This is a genomic window from Microbacterium sp., from assembly GCF_043427715.1.
Taxonomy (GTDB): Bacteria; Actinomycetota; Actinomycetes; order Actinomycetales; family Microbacteriaceae; genus Microbacterium.
The window spans coordinates 1-16,779 of sequence record NZ_JBHWTD010000093.1; the positions used below are offsets into that span (position 1 = coordinate 1).

Consider the following 16,779-nt stretch of genomic DNA (forward strand, 5'->3'; position numbering starts at 1 on the left):
GGAGGCGCCCGCCGCCACCGACGCACCCGCCGGCAGCGCCGACGAGGCACCCGCAGAAGCACCCACCCGTGCCAAGTCGGCCCGTGCGACCGCCGCCGCCAAGCGCGCCGCGGCGAAGGCGGCCGCCGAGGCCGAGGCCGCAGGCTCCGAAGCATCCGCCACCGATGCGACCGAGGCGCCGGCGAACGGCGCCGCCGCAGACGCCGACACGAAGAGCACCGATGAGGCCTCTGCTGCCGACTCCGGTGAGGCATCCGCCGAGGGCGAGGCGGGCTCGACCGCCGAAGGCGAAGCAGGCTCGTCCGCCGAGGGTGAGGGCAACGGCCGCAGCCGCAGTCGTTCGCGTAGCCGCAGCCGCAACCGCAACAAGGGGGAGAACGCCCAGGGCGGAACCTCTCAGAACGGCGGCCAAAACGGCGGCGCACAGAACGCGAACGCACAGAACTCCGGCGCCCAGAACGGTGCCGACAAGCCCGAGGCGTCCGAGCGCGGCGACGACGAGCAGGGCTCCGGCCGGGGCCGTCAGCGCAACAAGCGTCGCGGCCAGAACGGCCCCATCGACGAGTTCGACACCGAGATCGGTGACGACGACGTCCTCATCCCGATCGCCGGCATCCTCGACGTGCTCGACAACTACGCGTTCGTCCGCACGACCGGCTACCTGCCCGGGCAGAGCGACGTCTACGTCTCGCTCGGCCAGGTCAAGAAGTACAACCTGCGCAAGGGCGACGCCGTCGTCGGCGCCATCAAGCAGCCCCGCGAGGGCGAGCAGTCCAGCCGTCAGAAGTACAACGCGCTGGTCAAGGTCGACGCCATCAACGGGCTGTCGGTCGAGGACGCGGCATCCCGGGTCGACTTCGGCAAGCTGACGCCGCTGTACCCGCAGGAGCGCCTGCGCCTGGAGACCGCGCCCGAGAAGCTGACGCAGCGGATCATCGACCTGGTCGCCCCCATCGGCAAGGGTCAGCGCGGCCTCATCGTCGCGCCTCCCAAGGCGGGCAAGACGATCGTGCTGCAGCAGATCGCGAACGCCATCGCGACGAACAACCCCGAGGTCCACCTCATGGTCGTCCTCGTCGACGAGCGTCCCGAAGAGGTCACCGACATGCAGCGGACGGTCAAGGGTGAGGTCATCGCCTCGACCTTCGACCGCCCCGCCGAGGACCACACGACGGTCGCTGAGCTCGCCATCGAGCGCGCAAAGCGTCTCGTGGAGCTCGGTCGCGACGTCGTCGTGCTGCTCGACTCGATCACCCGCCTCGGCCGCGCGTACAACATCTCCGCACCCACCTCGGGCCGCGTGCTCACCGGTGGCGTCGACGCCTCCGCGCTCTACCCGCCCAAGCGCTTCTTCGGCGCCGCGCGCAACATCGAGAACGGCGGATCGCTCACGATCCTCGCGACGGCTCTCGTGGAGACCGGCTCCAAGATGGACGAGGTCATCTTCGAGGAGTTCAAGGGCACCGGCAACAGCGAGCTGCGCCTGTCGCGCCAGTTGGCCGACAAGCGCATCTTCCCGGCCGTCGACGTCAACGCGTCGTCCACGCGTCGTGAGGAGATGCTGCTGTCCTCCGACGAGGTCAAGATCACCTGGAAGCTCCGTCGCGCGCTCGCGGGTCTCGACCCGCAGCAGGCCCTCGAGGTCGTGCTCGGCAAGCTCAAGGAGACCGGCTCCAACGTCGAGTTCCTCGTGCAGATGCAGAAGTCCATCCCGGCTCCCGCCGCGGGCGGTCACGGCAGCGGGCACGACAACAGCATCCGCTGAGTCCGGTCTCGATGTTCGAGTCCGTCCAGACGCTCATCGACGAGCACCGCGCGGTGCAGGAGGAACTCTCCGACCCCGCGGTGCACGCCGATGCGGCGCGCGCGAAACGGGTCAACCGGCGCTACGCCGAGCTGTCCCGCATCGTCGCCGCGCACGATGCGTGGGCGGCGGCGAACGATGACCTCGACGCAGCGCGCGAGCTCGCCCGCGAGGACGAGGCCTTCGCCGACGAGCTTCCCGTGATGGAAGCTCGTGTCGCGGAGACGCAGGAGAAGCTCCGGCGCCTGCTCATCCCGCGTGACCCCGACGACGCCCGTGACGTGATCATGGAGATCAAAGCGGGGGAGGGCGGTGCCGAGTCGGCGCTGTTCGCCGCCGACCTGCTCCGCATGTACGTGCAGTACGCCGCATCGAAGGGCTGGAAGACCGAGCTCCTCGAACGCAACGAATCCGATCTCGGCGGCTACAAGGACGTTCAGATCGCGATCAAGGGCTCTTCGAGCGATCCCGCGCAGGGCGTCTGGGCGCACCTCAAGTACGAGGGCGGCGTGCACCGTGTGCAGCGGGTGCCCGCGACCGAGTCCCAGGGGCGCATCCACACCTCCACGACCGGCGTGCTCGTCTTCCCCGAGGTCGACGAGCCTGAAGAGGTCCACATCGACCCGAACGATCTGAAGATCGACGTCTTCCGCTCGTCCGGGCCCGGCGGGCAGTCGGTCAACACCACCGACTCCGCCGTGCGCATCACGCACCTGCCGACCGGCATCGTCGTGTCGATGCAGAACGAGAAGAGCCAGCTGCAGAACCGCGAGGCCGGCATGCGCGTGCTCCGTGCCCGCCTTCTCGCCAAGCAGCAGGAGGAGCTGGACGCCGCGGCATCCGATGCCCGTCGCTCACAGATCCGGGGCATGGACCGCTCCGAGCGGATCCGCACCTACAACTTCCCGGAGAACCGGATCGCGGATCACCGCACCGGATACAAGGCCTACAACCTCGATCAGGTGATGGACGGCGCGCTCGAGCCGATCATCGAGTCGGCGATCAGCGCCGATGAAGAAGCGCGGCTGGCAGCCCTCGGCTCCTGACCCCACCGCGAAAAACCACTGCGGCGCGGCGAATCATCGCAGGGCGTGTGTCTCGGCGCGCGGGTGGTTTCTCGGCGGAAGCGACCGCGCGCCGCTCGTCAGATGTGGTACTCGGGCGCTGTCAGCAGGGCCCGGGTGTCCTCGCCGGCGGTCCGGCGCCGCGCGCGAGCCGGCACGCCGACCAGCACCGAGTCGGCGGGGGCGTCCTTCGTCACCACGGCGTTCGCGCCGATGACCGACCCCGCACCGATCTCGACCGGTCCCAGGATCTTCGCGCCCGCACCGACCGCGACGCCGTCGTGGAGGGTGGGATGCCGCTTGCCCGAGTCTCGCGTGCGTCCGCCGAGGGTGACCCCGTGATAGAGCATGACGTCATCGCCGACTTCAGCGGTCTCGCCGATGACGACGCCCATCCCGTGATCGATGAAGAAGCGGCGTCCGATGACGGCACCCGGGTGGATCTCGATGCCCGTCAGCCAGCGAGCCACCTGCGACAGCGCGCGCGCGGGGAAGCGCAGCCCCCGCGTCCAGAGCGCGTGCGAGAGGCGGTGGGTCCACACGGCGTGCAGGCCCGGGTAGAGGAGCGCGACCTCGAGTCCGCTGCGCGCGGCGGGGTCGCGGAGCTTCGCGGCGGCGACGTCCTCGCGCGCCGCGCGGAGCATCTCGCCGACGCTCATGCCGTCTCCTCCTCGCGGAGGTGGGCGTACAGCGCCGTGGAGAGGTAACGCTCCCCGGCGTCGGGGATGACGACCACGATGCGCTGGCCGGCCGACTCCGGGCGACGCGCGATCTCCAGGGCGGCCCAGACGGCGGCGCCCGCCGACATGCCCGCCAGGATCCCTTCGCGGGTGGCGAGATCGCGGGCCACCGAGATGGCGTCGTCGAACTCCGCGTCGAAGATCTCATCCACGACGGAGCGATCCAGCACCTCGGGGACGAAGTTCGGGCCGATGCCCTGAATGCGGTGTCCGCCGGCGCGGCCCTCGGTGAGCACGGGGGAGTCCTTGGGCTCGACGAGGGCGACCTTGACCGCGGCATCCTTCGCTTTCAGCGCATGACCGACGCCGGTGACCGTGCCGCCGGTGCCGGAGCCCGCGACGAACCAGTCGATGCGCCCGTCGGTGTCGCGCCAGATCTCCTCGGCCGTCGTCCGGCGGTGGATCGCGGCGTTCGCCTCGTGCTCGAACTGCCGGGCGAGGATCGCTCCCGGTGTCTCGGCGACGATGCGCTTCGCGGTGTCTACGGCCTCGGTCATTCCCTTGTACGGGTCGGTGAGGACCAGCTCCGCACCGTACGCCTTCAGCAGTGTGCGCCGCTCCTTCGACATGGAGGCGGGCATCGTCAGGATGACCTTGTAGCCGCGCGCCGCACCGATCAGAGCGAGCGCGATGCCGGTGTTGCCGCTCGTGGACTCCACGATGGTGCCGCCCGGGAGGAGCTCACCGGCCTGCTCGGCGGCCTCGATGAGGGCGTAGCCGAGGCGGTCCTTCACGCTTGCGCCGGGGTTGTAGAACTCCAGCTTCGCCACCACCTCGGCGTGCAGTCCCTCCGTCAGGGCGTTGAGCCGCACGAGGGGGGTGTCGCCGAAGGCGTGGGTGATGTCGGGAAGGATGCCGGGCACGGGTGCTCTCTCGAGGATCGGGATGGCGGGTGTTCAGGGCGGCGGCGCGGGCGTCGTCGTGACTCCCGCGCCGCCACCGGAATCGTCAGTCGCGCAGGTGCTCGTAGAGCGCGGTGGAGAGGTAGCGCTCACCGAACGACGGGATGATCACGACGATGTTCTTGCCCTCGGCCTCGGGACGTGCGGCGATCTGCAGTGCCGCCCAGACCGCGGCACCGGAGGAGATGCCGACGAGGATGCCCTCCTTGGTCGCCACCTCGCGGGCGGTCGCGATCGCGTCGTCGAAGGTGACGTCCTGCACCTCGTCGATGACGCCCTGGTCGAGGATCGGGGGGATGAAGTTGGGGCCGATGCCCTGGATCTTGTGCGGACCCGGCTTGCCCTCGGTGAGCAGGGGGGAGTCCTTGGGCTCGACGGCGACGATCTTCGCCTCGGGCGCGCGCTCCTTGAGCACCTGGCCGACACCGGTGATGGTGCCGCCGGTTCCGATGCCGGCGACGAAGTAGCCGATCTCGCCGTCGGTGTCGCGGAGGATCTCCTCCGCCGTGGTCTTCTTGTGGATCTCGACGTTCGCCTGGTTCGCGAACTGCTTCGCGAGAACCGCGCCGGGCGTCTCCGCGGCGATCTTCTCCGCCTCGCCGACGGCGCCCTTCATGCCCAGGGCGGGGTCGGTGAGCACGAGCTCGGCGCCGTATGCCTTGAGCAGCATCCGGCGCTCGATCGACATCGATGACGGCATGGTCAGGATGACCTTGTAGCCGCGGGCGGCGCCGACCATCGCCAGCGCGATGCCGGTGTTGCCGCTGGTGCCCTCGACGATCGTTCCGCCGGGCTTCAGCTCGCCCGATGCCTCCGCCGCGTCGACGATCGCGATGCCGAGACGGTCTTTGACCGAGGACGCCGGGTTGTAGAACTCGAGCTTGGCGAGCACCGTTCCGGGGAGCCCTTCGGAGACCCGGTTCAGGCGGACCAGGGGGGTGTTGCCGAACGCGCTCGTGATGTCGGAGTGGATGCCGGGCATGAGGGGCCTTTCGTGCGGGAAGAGGACGGGTGCGAATGCGGGACAAGCCTACGCGCCAGAGGAAACGCGAGGCCGAGTGTGACGATTCCCGCAGCGGTATCCTGAAGGCTCCCATGACCTTTTCTCCTCCCTCCGGCGCGCCCGTCGATCAGGATCTCGGCCGCGCGGTGCGCGCCGCCGTCGTACGCCTGAGCGCTGCCGGCGTGCCGACCCCCGACGTCGACGCCGAGCTCCTCGCGGCCCATGTCCTCGGCCTCAGCCGCGGTGTACTCGCGGCTGCCATGATCCGCGGGGACGGGATGCCGGAGCCCGCGGCATCCGCGTTCGAATCCCTCATCGCGCGTCGCGCCGCCCGCGAGCCGCTGCAGCACCTGACCGGGTCGGCGCCGTTCCGCCACCTGGAGCTGCGGGTCGGCCCCGGGGTCTTCGTGCCGCGTCCCGAGACGGAGATGGTCGCCCAGCTCGCGATCGATGCCCTGCGTGCCGCCGCTGCACCCGAGCCGGTGGCCGTCGATCTCGGCACCGGCAGCGGGGCGCTGGCGCTCGCCATGGCGACCGAGGTGCCGCACGCACGCGTGCACGCGGCGGAGAACTCCGTCGACGCGTTCATCTGGGCCAAAGAGAACTTCGCCGCGCACGCTCCGCACGCGCGGCTGGCTTTCGTCGACCTCGCCGACGCCTTCCCCGAACTCGACGGCGCGGTCTCGGTGCTCGTGTCGAACCCGCCGTACGTTCCTGACGACGCGATCCCGCGCGACCCGGAGGTGCGGTTCTGGGACCCGCCCGCCGCGCTCTACGGCGGACGCGACGGCCTCGATGTCGTGCGCGTGCTCTCCCACGTCGCCCAGCGGCTCCTTCACCCCGGCGGGACCCTCGTGATCGAGCACGGCGAGTGGCAGGGTGCCCCCATTCGTGACCTCCTCACCGCGGACGGCTGGCGCGGCGCGGCGACCCACCGCGACCTCACGCTGCGCGATCGCGCGACCACCGCGATCCGCCCCTGACCGCGCTCGGCGGTTCCACCGGGTCCGCCCCGTAGAATGTTGCGGACATGTCTCCTGTGCTCGACTGCCGCGACGCCGATCAGCTGCTGCCCGCCCTCCGGCGCGCCCGCCAGGCCATCGGCCGCGGCGAGCTGATCGTGATGCCGACCGACACCGTCTACGGTGTCGCCGCCGACGCCTTCAACGCCGCCGCGGTCGCCCGACTGCTCGCGGCAAAGGGCCGTGGCCGGCAGTCGCCGCCGCCGGTGCTCGTCTCGGGGCCCACGACGATGCGCGCCCTCGTCGCCGAAGTGCCCGCGGAAGTCGACCGGCTCGTGGAGCGCTTCTGGCCCGGCGGCCTCACGATCGTCCTCCCCGCCCAGCCCTCGCTGTCCTGGGACCTGGGGGAGACCCACGGCACCGTCGCGGTGCGGATGCCGGACGACACGTTCGCCCTCGAACTCCTGGAGGAGTGCGGTCCGTTGGCGGTGTCCAGCGCGAACAAGACCCGCCTCCCGGCGGCGCTCGACATCGACTCCGCCGTGCACATGCTCGGCGACAGCGTCGCCGTGTACCTCGACGGCGGGATCGTCGAGACCGGGATCTCGTCCACGATCATCGACGCCACCGGACTCGTGGGCGATGAGCGGCGCCCCGTCGCCGTGCTCCGCGACGGCGCCGTGAGCCGCGCGGAACTCCGTGAGGTCCTCGGCGATCTGCTGGAGGCAGACCCCGCAGATCCCGACGAAGTCGACGACGAGTGAAGGACTATCTGATCGCCTTCCTCCTCACGGCGGCGATCACCTTCGCGCTGTCGTGGGTCGTCTGGAAGATCGCGATCCGCTACCGGCTCCACCCTGAGATCCGCGAGCGCGACGTCCACAAGACGCCCACGCCGCGCCTGGGCGGGATCGCGATGTTCCTGGGACTCACCGCCTTCTTCCTCATCTCGGCGTGGCTGCCTGGCTTCGCCATCGTCTGGGAGAACCCCGCCCGCATGTGGGCCCTGTTGGGGGCGGCAGCGCTCATGGTCGTCGTGGGCGTGATGGACGACCTCTGGGACCTCGACTGGATGATCAAGCTGAGCGCCCAGTTCGCCGCGGCGTGGATCGTCGTCGGGCTCGGCGGCATCCAGATCCTCTTCCTGCCGTTCGGCACGCAGGTGGTCGTCTCGAGCTGGCTCTCCGTGATCCTCTCGATCCTCGCGATCGTGATCGTCATGAACGCGGTCAACTTCATCGACGGTCTCGACGGGCTCGTTGCCGGAGTGTGCCTCATCGCGAACGCGGTCTTCTTCGCGTACTCGGCAATGCTCGTGCGCGACTTCGACAACAGCTCCGAGACCAACACGGCCGTCTTCATCACCGTCGTCCTGCTCGGCGTCTGCGCCGGCTTCCTCCCGTTCAACTGGAACCCCGCGAAGATGTTCATGGGGGATGCCGGGGCGCTCCTGCTCGGGCTGATGATGGCCGCCTCCGCGATCGTCGTCACGGGCAACCTGCCGCCGCAGCTGTTGGCCGATAACGACCTGTTCGGTCGCTCCCAGCTCGTCGGTGCGTACATCCCGGTGATCCTGCCGGTCGTGATCGTCCTGCTGCCGCTGCTCGATTTCGGCCTGGCCGTCATCCGTCGCACGGCGAAGGGCCGATCGCCCTTCTCGCCCGACCGTCAGCACATGCATCACCGCATGCTCGACATGGGCCACACCGACCGCAACGCCGTCTTCGTGTTCTACGCCTGGACCGCGATCGTCTCGCTGTCGGTGCTGCTGATGTACATCGGCACCACGTCCGGCTGGCCCGGGCTCTACTGGCCCGGTGTCGCCTTCTTCGTCCTCGGCGCGATCGCCTGCGTCCTGGTCACCCTCCCGCCCGCGCGCAGGCCGCGCGAGGCCGAACCAGCATTGGAGCACCCCTGATCATGTCGAGCACGCCCGCACCCGACCCGCAGAGCCGCCGGCGCATCTCCAGCACGCCGATCCTGAAGGCCACCTTGGTGTGGGGGATCGGTGTCGGGGTCGTCATCGCCGGCCTCGCCGCCGCGGTCGGCGCGGCGGTCTCCGGGGGCGACGGCGCGCTCAGCGGTCTGATCGGCGCGTTCGTGGGCATTGTATTCCCGGCCATGACTGCCGTCAGCATCCTGGTCGCGAACCGCTGGTACGGCCAGCCGATGTACCTGCAGTTCTTCTTCGCCGTCGTCCTGGGCAGCTGGGTCGTGAAGTTCCTCGTCGTCGTCATCGCCCTGGCGCTCCTGCGCGGTGCGCCCTGGATGGACACGGTCGTCTTCTTCTTCGCGCTCCTGGCGACCGCGATTGCATCGCTCGTGGTGGATCTGGTGGTCCTCAGCCGGATGCGGATGCCGGCCGTGTCCGATGTCACGCTCCCGGGCGATCCGCCGTCGACGCCGTGACACGACCCCGCGGGCGCGGGAGGGTCTCCGGGGCCGGACAACGACCGATCCTCTGATAACCTGAACACGGCGTTGCGCACGGTCGGCTCTCTTCAGTGCAGGACCCGCAATCCCGAATCTTTCTCGACTTTCAACGTGGCGGCATGGTGCCCTCACGAGAAGCCGGAGCCAATACGTTGACTCAAGCGAGCGTCCTTCACATGGCCGACGAAGGTGGCATCACGTTCCACCCGCCGTCCATCGACGACTTCTTCCCCGCCGCGCTGCTGTTCGAGGGGACGCCCTTCGAGATCACCCGCATCACCCTCGCGCAGTTCCTCGCGACGCTCGCGCTCGTGCTGCTGCTGGTCCTCGCGACCAAGCGGATGCGCGTCGTGCCCGGCCGGATGCAGAGCGTCATGGAGCTCGGCTTCGGATTCGTTCGCGAGCAGATCGCGTTCCAAATCCTCGGCGAGAAGGACGGCCGCCGGTTCCTGCCGCTGCTCACCACGTTCTTCTTCACGATCCTCTTCATGAACGTGACGGGCATCATCCCCGGGATCAACATCCCGGGCACGTCGGTCGCCGGCGCACCGCTTGTGTTCGCGCTCGTCGCCTACGTCGTGTTCATCTACGCGGGCATCCGCAAGCATGGGGGTCTCCGCTTCCTGAAGAACTCGCTGGTCCCCAGCGGTGTGCCCGCGTACCTCATTCCGATCATCGCGGTCGTCGAGCTCATCTCGACGTTCATCGCACGACCCGTCTCGCTGTTCCTGCGACTGCTGCTGAACGTCCTGGTCGGGCACATGATGCTCGTGCTGTTCTTCTCGGCGACCCACTTCTTCGCCCTGAACCTGAACGCCTTCACGCCGCTCGCGGCGGGCACGTTCGCACTCTCCCTCGCGTTCACGCTCTTCGAGCTGTTCGTGTACATCCTGCAGGCCTACGTCTTCACCGTCCTCACCGCGGTCTACATCCAGCTCGCGGTTGCAGAAGAGCACTGACGATCAGCTGACCGGCTGATCGCCTTACGAAAGGAAAACCCCAATGGAAGCTACGACGATTCTCGCCGCCATCGAGGGAAACATCGCCACCGTCGGCTACGGCCTCGCCGCCATCGGCCCGGCCATCGGCCTCGGCATCATGATCGGCAAGACCATCGAGGCGACCGCGCGTCAGCCTGAGCTCGCCGGTCGACTCCAGACCACGATGTTCATCGGTGTCGCGTTCATCGAGATCCTCGCGCTGATCGGCATCGCGACGCCGTTCATCTTCGGCGCGATCTGATCATCGTCGCACCTGCGACCTGGAAGGAGATGGGATGCTGAACTCCATCGCCACGCTGGCGGCTGACGAGTCCGCCAAGATTCCGCTGCTGCCCGCTGATTACGACATCATCTGGTCGGCGGTGTGCTTCGTGATCATCGCGTTCGTCGTCTGGCGCGTCGCGCTGCCGCGGATCACCAAGGTGCTCGATGCGCGCGCCGAGGCGATCGAAGGCAACATCGCGAAGGCCGACGAGGCCCAGCGCAAGGCCGAGGCGGCACTCGAGGAGTACACCGCTCAGCTCGCCGCTGCCCGCAAGGAGGCCGGAGAGATCCGCGACGCCGCCCGCGAGGACGGCAAGAAGATCGTCGCCGAGGCCAAGGACACCGCGTCCGCTGAGGCGTCGCGTCTGACCGCAGCGGCTCACTCGCAGATCGAGGCCGAGCGTCAGACCGCTCTCGTGTCGCTGCGCAGCGAGGTGGGCACGCTCGCCCTCGACCTCGCCGGCGGCGTCATCGGGGAGACCCTGTCGGACGACGCCAAGGCCCAGGCCGTGGTCGACCGCTTCCTCGCCGACCTCGAGGCATCCGAGAAGGCGGCCAAGTAATGGGCAGCGCGACCACTCAGGCCCTCGCGGCGACGACGTCGGCTCTGCAGGCCGCGCCGGGCGTCGACCTCGACGTCGCCCGCGAGCTCTTCGCCGCGGCGCGCGTCCTGGCCGGCTCGTCGCAGCTGAGCGGCGCGCTGTCTGACGCCTCCGCCTCGGCGCAGGCGCGGCAGCAGGTCGTCACGAGCGTCTTCGGCGGCTTCTCGGCCGCCTCGGTCGCTGTGCTGAAGGCCGCTGTCGCCGAGCGCTGGTCGTCCACGGAAGACCTGCTGGCGGGCATCGAGGAGGCCGGCGTCCGCGCCGCCGCCCTCGCGCAGCCGGAGGTCGACGTGGAGGCTGAGCTCTTCGAGGTGGGACGCACGATCGCGGCCAATCCCGAGCTGGAGCTCGCGCTCGGAAGCCGTCTCGGAGACGCATCCGCGAAGGGTGCGCTCATCGAGAAGCTCCTCACCGGCCGCGCCGGCGACGCCACGGTCCTGATCGTGTCCTCGCTCGCTCAGCTGCCGCGTGAACGTCGTGTGCGTTCCATGCTCTCGCGCGCGCTTCGCGTCGTCGCCGATCAGCGCGGCCGCACGGTCGCGACGATCTTCGCGGCATCCGCCCTCACCGACGCGCAGGTATCCCGCCTGCAGCGCACCCTTGCGGCGCGCTACGGCACCGAGGTCTCGCTGAACGTCGTCCTCGACCCCTCGGTCGTCGGCGGCGTGCGCATCGAGATCGGTGACGACGTCATCGACGCCACCGTGTCGTCCCGCCTGGGCGACCTCCGCCACCGCCTGGCGGGCTGACACTTCCCGCTCCACCGGGAGCGGACCCGGCGGGCTTCGATCCCGCCACAAGACCTCACAAGAAGGAAGACCATGGCAGAACTGTCCATCAGCCCCGATGTCATCCGGGACGCGCTGAAAGACTTCGTCGCCGCCTACGAGCCCACCGGGGCCGCGGCGACCGAGGTCGGCACGGTCGTCGACGCGGCAGACGGTATCGCTCACGTCGAGGGACTCCCCGGCGTCATGGCGAACGAGCTCGTCCGCTTCGAGAACGGCGTCGAGGGCCTCGCGCAGAACCTCGACGAGCACGAGATCGGTGTCGTCGTCCTCGGTGACTTCGCCGGCATCGAAGCCGGTCAGAAGGTCACCCGCACCGGTGAGGTCCTCTCGGTGGGTGTCGGCGAGGGCTACCTCGGCCGCGTCGTCGACCCGCTCGGCAACCCGATCGACGGTCTCGGCGAGATCGCGACCACCGGCCGCCGCGCGCTCGAGCTCCAGGCTCCCGGCGTGATGCAGCGCAAGTCGGTCCACGAGCCGATGCAGACCGGCATCAAGGCCATCGACGCCATGATCCCCGTCGGCCGCGGCCAGCGTCAGCTGATCATCGGTGACCGCCAGACCGGCAAGACGGCGATCGCGATCGACACGATCATCAACCAGAAGGCCAACTGGGAGTCGGGCGACGTCACCAAGCAGGTCCGCTGCATCTACGTCGCCATCGGCCAGAAGGGCTCGACCATCGCTTCGGTGAAGGGCGCGCTCGAGGATGCCGGTGCCATGGAGTACACGACGATCGTCGCCGCTCCCGCGTCTGACCCCGCCGGCTTCAAGTACCTCGCCCCCTACACCGGCTCGGCCATCGGCCAGCAGTGGATGTACGAGGGCAAGCACGTCCTGATCATCTTCGATGACCTGTCGAAGCAGGCCGAGGCCTACCGCGCCGTGTCGCTGCTCCTCCGCCGTCCGCCGGGCCGCGAGGCGTACCCCGGTGACGTCTTCTACCTGCACTCGCGTCTGCTCGAGCGCTGCGCGAAGCTGTCCGACGAGCTCGGCGCCGGTTCGATGACGGGTCTGCCCATCATCGAGACGAAGGCCAACGACGTCTCGGCGTACATCCCGACCAACGTGATCTCGATCACCGACGGCCAAATCTTCCTGCAGTCCGACCTGTTCAACGCCAACCAGCGCCCCGCGGTCGACGTGGGTATCTCGGTCTCGCGTGTCGGTGGTGACGCTCAGGTCAAGTCGATCAAGAAGGTGTCCGGCACGCTCAAGCTCGAGCTCGCCCAGTACCGCTCGCTCGAGGCGTTCGCCATGTTCGCCTCCGACCTGGATGCCGCCTCGCGTCGCCAGCTGGAGCGCGGTGCCCGCCTGACCGAGCTGCTGAAGCAGCCGCAGTACTCGCCGTACCCGGTGGAGGAGCAGGTCGTTTCGATCTGGGCCGGCACCAACGGCAAGCTCGACACCATCGAGGTCGAGGATGTGCTGCGGTTCGAGCGCGAGCTGCTCGACCACCTCAAGCGCAACACGTCGATCCTCGACACGCTCGGTGAGGCGAACGTCCTCGACGACAGCACCCTCGCCGAGCTCGAGAAGGCGACCGACGCGTTCGTCCTCGAGTTCCAGGGCGGCAAGGGCCAGGCCATCAACAAGCCCGGTCACGAAGAGGTCCACGCTGCGGACGCCGACGACGTGCACCAGGAGAAGATCGTCAAGGGCCGCCGCGGCTGACGCCGACGGGAGACTCGAAAACCTATGGGCGCACAACTCAGGGTCTACAAGCAGAAGATCTCTTCTGCTCAGACGACCAAGAAGATCACGAAGGCGATGGAACTCATCGCGGCTTCGCGCATCCAGAAGGCGATGGGCCGCGTCCGCGCGTCCAACCCCTTCGCGCGCGCCGTGACGCGGGCCGTCTCCGCCGTGGCGACGCACTCGAACGTCCAGCACCCGCTGACGACCGAGCGCGAGGACATCCGTCGATCCGCCGTCGTTGTCTTCGGTTCCGACCGGGGCCTCGCGGGCGCGTTCAACTCGCAGGTCATCCGCGAGGCGCTGCAGCTCGGCGAGCTGTTGCGCTCGGAGGGTCGCGAGCCGGTCTACTACCTCGTCGGCCGCAAGCCGGTCGGGTTCTTCCAGTTCCGTCGCATCGCGACGGCGGGAGAGTGGATCGGGGACACCGACACGCCGCAGTTCGCGACGGCGGAGGAGATCTCCACCGCTCTGCTGGAGGCGTACGAGCTGGGCGGACAGGACGGTGGCGTCGATGAGATCCATCTCGTGTACAACCGCTTCGTCAGCATGATGACGCAGACGCCGGAAACGCTCCGTCTGCTGCCGCTCGAGGTCGTCGAGGCGGAGGACGAGGCGTCGAGCCAGATCTATCCGCTCTACGAGTTCGAGCCCGGCCCGGAGACCGTCCTCGACGCGCTCCTGCCGGTCTACGTGCAGAGCCGGGTCTTCAATGCCCTCCTGCAGTCCTCGGCTGCGAAGCAGGCCGCGACGCAGAAGGCGATGAAGTCCGCGAGCGACAACGCCGACAAGCTCATCACCGACTACACCCGTCTGCGCAACAACGCGCGTCAGGCGGAGATCACTCAGCAGATCGCCGAGATCGTCGGCGGCGCCGATGCTCTGTCATCCGGCAAGTAACCCATCTGCCTCCGACCACACGAAAGAAGAGAAGCCATGAGCCTCACCGCTGAGAAGACGGAAGCTCCCGTCGTCGGCCGCGTCGCGCGCGTCACGGGCCCGGTCGTCGACATCGAGTTCCCGCACGACTCGATCCCCGAGATCTACAACGCCCTCAAGACCACCATCACGATCGGTGACACCTCCAGCGAGATCACCCTCGAGGTCGCCCAGCACCTCGGCGACGACCTCGTCCGTGCGATCTCGCTGAAGCCGACCGACGGCATGGTCCGCGGCCAGGAAGTCCGCGACACCGGTGGCCCCATCACGGTTCCCGTCGGCGACGTCACCAAGGGCAAGGTCTTCGACGTGACCGGCGATGTCCTCAACGCCGCCGAGGGCGAGACCATCGAGGTCACCGAGCGATGGGGTATCCACCGCGCCGCCCCGAGCTTCGACCAGCTCGAGTCCAAGACCGAGATGTTCGAGACCGGCATCAAGTCGATCGACCTCCTCACCCCGTACGTCCAGGGTGGAAAGATCGGCCTCTTCGGTGGTGCCGGCGTCGGCAAGACCGTCCTCATCCAGGAGATGATCCAGCGCGTCGCGCAGGACCACGGTGGTGTGTCGGTGTTCGCCGGTGTCGGTGAGCGCACCCGTGAGGGCAACGACCTCATCGGTGAGATGGAAGAGGCGGGCGTCTTCGACAAGACAGCCCTCGTCTTCGGCCAGATGGACGAGCCGCCGGGGACGCGTCTGCGCGTCGCCCTGTCGGCCCTGACGATGGCGGAGTACTTCCGCGACGTGCAGAAGCAGGACGTCCTCCTGTTCATCGACAACATCTTCCGCTTCACGCAGGCCGGTTCCGAGGTCTCCACGCTGCTGGGCCGCATGCCCTCGGCCGTGGGTTACCAGCCGAACCTGGCCGACGAGATGGGTGTCCTCCAGGAGCGCATCACCTCGACGCGCGGTCACTCGATCACCTCGCTGCAGGCGATCTACGTCCCCGCCGACGACTACACCGACCCGGCGCCGGCGACCACGTTCGCCCACCTCGACGCCACCACCGAGCTCTCGCGTGAGATCGCGTCGAAGGGTCTGTACCCCGCCATCGACCCGCTCACCTCGACGAGCCGGATCCTCGACCCCCGCTACATCGGTGAGGACCACTACCGTGTGGCCACCGCCGTGAAGCAGATCCTTCAGAAGAACAAGGAACTGCAGGAGATCATCGCGATCCTCGGTGTCGACGAGCTCTCCGAAGAGGACAAGATCGTCGTGTCGCGTGCACGCCGCATCCAGCAGTTCCTCTCGCAGAACACCTACATGGCGAAGAAGTTCACCGGTGTCGAGGGCTCCACGGTCCCGATCAAGGAGACCATCGAGTCGTTCGACGCGATCGTCAAGGGTGACTTCGACCACGTGGCCGAGCAGGCCTTCTTCAACGTCGGTGGCATTTCCGACGTCGAGGAGAAGTGGGCGCAGATTCAGAAGGAGAACAGCTGACATGGCGCTGACCGTCACCCTCGTCTCCGCTGAGGCGGAGGTCTGGCACGGCGAGGCGAGCCTCGTCGTGGCCAAGACGGTCGAGGGCGAGATCGGTTTCATGACCGGTCACGAGCCCGTCCTGGCGATCCTCGCCGAAGGACAGGTCCGCATCACGCAGACCGACGGCTCGAAGATCATCGCCACGGCCCAGGACGGCTTCCTCTCGATGGAGAACGACGAGCTCACCATCGTGGCCGGAAACGCTGCCCTGCAGTCCTGATCACCTCTCCGCGAAGCGCCGTCCGGTTTTCCGGGCGGCGCTTCGCCGTTGTCCGCCGAATCCCGTTGGAGACCTGCCGTGCTGATCCTGCTGCCCCCGTCGGAGACGAAGCGCCCCGGTGGTGACGGTGCGCCCTGGTCCGCCGCTGCGGGTGCGTTCGGGGTCCTCGCCCCGGTGCGAGACCAGGTCGTGGACGCGCTCGTCGCGCTCAGCGCGGATGAGGAGCTCGCCGCGCGCGTCCTCAAGCTCTCGCCGCGTCAGCGGGGCGACATCGCCGCGAACGCGGCGCTGCGCACCGCCGCCACGATGCCCGCTGCCGACCGCTACACCGGCGTCCTCTACGACGCTCTCGCCGCCGACACCCTCGGGGAGCGCGAACGTGCGTGGCTGGGCTCGCACGTAGGTATCCACTCCGCACCATTCGGTCCGGTCGGCGCGCTGGAGACGATCCCCGCCTATCGACTGGCCGCGGGCACGTCGCTGCCCGGGATCGCTTCGCTTCGCCGAATGTGGGCGGATGCCGTGACCGCCGCGCTTGCGGCATCGGAGGCATCGCTGATCCTCGATCTTCGATCCGAGGCGTACGTCGCCCTCGGCCCGGTGCCTGCGAGCATCCCGCACGCCTATGTCCGGGTGGTCACGGAGGGCGAAGACGGCACGGCCCGAGCCCTCAACCACTTCAACAAGCACGCCAAGGGTGCGCTGGTCCGCCGGCTCGCGGAGACGGGGCCGGCGATCGGGTCGCTGGATGAGCTCCTCGCCTGGGCGGACGCACACGGAGTCATCCTCCGAGAGACCGGACCCGGGACCCTCGAACTCGTGGTGTGAGCGAGAGACGCGACACGGAGACGTAAGACGAAGAGGGGGTCGGGGG

The 16,779-nt window shown here is 68.6% G+C and carries 18 protein-coding genes; 15 read left to right on the plus strand and 3 right to left on the minus strand.

Going from position 1 to position 16,779, the window contains the following annotated elements:
* Both rho and prfA read left to right on the plus strand, forming a co-directional pair.
* On the plus strand, positions 1–1,765 hold a 1,765-nt coding region (rho, locus tag ACHFGS_RS09475; RefSeq protein ID WP_394289410.1), incomplete at its 5' end, for a transcription termination factor Rho.
* 11 nt (positions 1,766–1,776) lie between these two features.
* Positions 1,777–2,850, plus strand: a complete 1,074-nt coding sequence (prfA, locus tag ACHFGS_RS09480) for a peptide chain release factor 1 (RefSeq protein WP_394279589.1) — start codon at positions 1,777–1,779, stop codon at positions 2,848–2,850.
* A gap of 98 nt (positions 2,851–2,948) precedes the next feature.
* Here prfA and epsC read toward each other — a convergent pair whose 3' ends face one another.
* From epsC to cysK (ACHFGS_RS09495), 3 genes are all read right to left on the minus strand, one after another.
* Positions 2,949–3,527: a serine O-acetyltransferase EpsC gene (gene epsC, locus ACHFGS_RS09485; protein WP_394279588.1), complete on the minus strand. Its 579-nt coding sequence runs from the start codon at positions 3,525–3,527 to the stop codon at positions 2,949–2,951.
* Positions 3,524–4,471 (minus strand): cysteine synthase A, encoded by a 948-nt coding sequence (cysK, locus tag ACHFGS_RS09490; protein ID WP_394279587.1) that lies wholly within the window; start codon positions 4,469–4,471, stop codon positions 3,524–3,526. Before cysK (ACHFGS_RS09490) ends, epsC begins: the two co-directional genes overlap by 4 nt.
* 85 nt (positions 4,472–4,556) lie before the next feature.
* On the minus strand, positions 4,557–5,492 hold the full coding sequence (gene cysK, locus ACHFGS_RS09495; protein WP_394289411.1) for a cysteine synthase A: 936 nt from the start codon (positions 5,490–5,492) through the stop codon (positions 4,557–4,559).
* 113 nt (positions 5,493–5,605) lie between these two features.
* On the opposite strand from cysK (ACHFGS_RS09495), the gene prmC reads away from it, so the two are divergent.
* From prmC to ACHFGS_RS09560, 13 genes are all read left to right on the plus strand, one after another.
* On the plus strand, positions 5,606–6,496 hold the full coding sequence (gene prmC, locus ACHFGS_RS09500) for a peptide chain release factor N(5)-glutamine methyltransferase (protein ID WP_394279585.1): 891 nt from the start codon (positions 5,606–5,608) through the stop codon (positions 6,494–6,496).
* A gap of 47 nt (positions 6,497–6,543) precedes the next feature.
* Positions 6,544–7,239: an L-threonylcarbamoyladenylate synthase gene (locus tag ACHFGS_RS09505; protein ID WP_394279584.1), complete on the plus strand. Its 696-nt coding sequence runs from the start codon at positions 6,544–6,546 to the stop codon at positions 7,237–7,239.
* Positions 7,236–8,393 (plus strand): MraY family glycosyltransferase, encoded by a 1,158-nt coding sequence (locus ACHFGS_RS09510; RefSeq protein WP_394279583.1) that lies wholly within the window; start codon positions 7,236–7,238, stop codon positions 8,391–8,393. Before ACHFGS_RS09505 ends, ACHFGS_RS09510 begins: the two co-directional genes overlap by 4 nt.
* 2 nt (positions 8,394–8,395) lie before the next feature.
* Positions 8,396–8,884, plus strand: coding sequence for a hypothetical protein (locus ACHFGS_RS09515; protein WP_394279582.1), 489 nt, complete (start codon positions 8,396–8,398; stop codon positions 8,882–8,884).
* Positions 8,885–9,084: 200 nt separating this feature from the next.
* Positions 9,085–9,867 carry a F0F1 ATP synthase subunit A gene (gene atpB, locus ACHFGS_RS09520; protein WP_394279581.1) on the plus strand — a complete coding sequence of 261 codons (783 nt, stop codon included), beginning with the start codon at positions 9,085–9,087 and terminating at the stop codon, positions 9,865–9,867.
* 43 nt (positions 9,868–9,910) lie between these two features.
* A complete protein-coding gene (gene atpE / locus ACHFGS_RS09525) occupies positions 9,911–10,150 on the plus strand; it encodes an ATP synthase F0 subunit C (RefSeq protein ID WP_394279580.1) in 240 nt (79 codons plus the stop codon).
* 34 nt (positions 10,151–10,184) lie between these two features.
* Positions 10,185–10,736: a F0F1 ATP synthase subunit B gene (locus ACHFGS_RS09530; protein WP_394289412.1), complete on the plus strand. Its 552-nt coding sequence runs from the start codon at positions 10,185–10,187 to the stop codon at positions 10,734–10,736.
* A complete protein-coding gene (locus ACHFGS_RS09535) occupies positions 10,736–11,524 on the plus strand; it encodes a F0F1 ATP synthase subunit delta (RefSeq protein WP_394289413.1) in 789 nt (262 codons plus the stop codon). The genes ACHFGS_RS09530 and ACHFGS_RS09535 overlap by 1 nt, the downstream gene beginning before the upstream one ends.
* Positions 11,525–11,596: 72 nt before the next feature.
* Positions 11,597–13,237, plus strand: coding sequence for a F0F1 ATP synthase subunit alpha (gene atpA, locus ACHFGS_RS09540; RefSeq protein ID WP_394279577.1), 1,641 nt, complete (start codon positions 11,597–11,599; stop codon positions 13,235–13,237).
* A 24-nt stretch (positions 13,238–13,261) separates the two neighbouring features.
* Complete coding sequence (locus tag ACHFGS_RS09545) at positions 13,262–14,158, plus strand: F0F1 ATP synthase subunit gamma (protein ID WP_394289414.1); 897 nt, start codon at positions 13,262–13,264, stop codon at positions 14,156–14,158.
* A 36-nt stretch (positions 14,159–14,194) separates the two neighbouring features.
* Positions 14,195–15,643 carry a F0F1 ATP synthase subunit beta gene (gene atpD / locus ACHFGS_RS09550; protein WP_394289415.1) on the plus strand — a complete coding sequence of 483 codons (1,449 nt, stop codon included), beginning with the start codon at positions 14,195–14,197 and terminating at the stop codon, positions 15,641–15,643.
* A 1-nt stretch (position 15,644) separates the two neighbouring features.
* A complete protein-coding gene (locus ACHFGS_RS09555; RefSeq protein WP_394289416.1) occupies positions 15,645–15,905 on the plus strand; it encodes a F0F1 ATP synthase subunit epsilon in 261 nt (86 codons plus the stop codon).
* 78 nt (positions 15,906–15,983) lie between these two features.
* The gene (locus ACHFGS_RS09560; protein ID WP_394289417.1) at positions 15,984–16,733 is read left to right on the plus strand and encodes a YaaA family protein; all 750 of its coding nucleotides are present in this window, start codon (positions 15,984–15,986) and stop codon (positions 16,731–16,733) included.
* Positions 16,734–16,779 lie beyond the last annotated feature (46 nt).

Bases quoted from the DNA above. Each gene is read 5' to 3' on its own strand.
- prfA (WP_394279589.1), top strand. From the start codon at position 1,777: ATGTTCGAGTCCGTCCAGACGCTCATCGACGAGCACCGCGCGGTGCAG.
- epsC (WP_394279588.1), bottom strand. From the start codon at position 3,527: ATGAGCGTCGGCGAGATGCTCCGCGCGGCGCGCGAGGACGTCGCCGCC.
- cysK (WP_394289411.1), bottom strand. From the start codon at position 5,492: ATGCCCGGCATCCACTCCGACATCACGAGCGCGTTCGGCAACACCCCC.
- prmC (WP_394279585.1), top strand. From the start codon at position 5,606: ATGACCTTTTCTCCTCCCTCCGGCGCGCCCGTCGATCAGGATCTCGGC.
- ACHFGS_RS09505 (WP_394279584.1), top strand. From the start codon at position 6,544: ATGTCTCCTGTGCTCGACTGCCGCGACGCCGATCAGCTGCTGCCCGCC.
- ACHFGS_RS09515 (WP_394279582.1), top strand. From the start codon at position 8,396: ATGTCGAGCACGCCCGCACCCGACCCGCAGAGCCGCCGGCGCATCTCC.
- atpB (WP_394279581.1), top strand. From the start codon at position 9,085: ATGGCCGACGAAGGTGGCATCACGTTCCACCCGCCGTCCATCGACGAC.
- atpE (WP_394279580.1), top strand. From the start codon at position 9,911: ATGGAAGCTACGACGATTCTCGCCGCCATCGAGGGAAACATCGCCACC.
- ACHFGS_RS09530 (WP_394289412.1), top strand. From the start codon at position 10,185: ATGCTGAACTCCATCGCCACGCTGGCGGCTGACGAGTCCGCCAAGATT.
- ACHFGS_RS09535 (WP_394289413.1), top strand. From the start codon at position 10,736: ATGGGCAGCGCGACCACTCAGGCCCTCGCGGCGACGACGTCGGCTCTG.
- atpA (WP_394279577.1), top strand. From the start codon at position 11,597: ATGGCAGAACTGTCCATCAGCCCCGATGTCATCCGGGACGCGCTGAAA.
- ACHFGS_RS09545 (WP_394289414.1), top strand. From the start codon at position 13,262: ATGGGCGCACAACTCAGGGTCTACAAGCAGAAGATCTCTTCTGCTCAG.
- atpD (WP_394289415.1), top strand. From the start codon at position 14,195: ATGAGCCTCACCGCTGAGAAGACGGAAGCTCCCGTCGTCGGCCGCGTC.
- ACHFGS_RS09555 (WP_394289416.1), top strand. From the start codon at position 15,645: ATGGCGCTGACCGTCACCCTCGTCTCCGCTGAGGCGGAGGTCTGGCAC.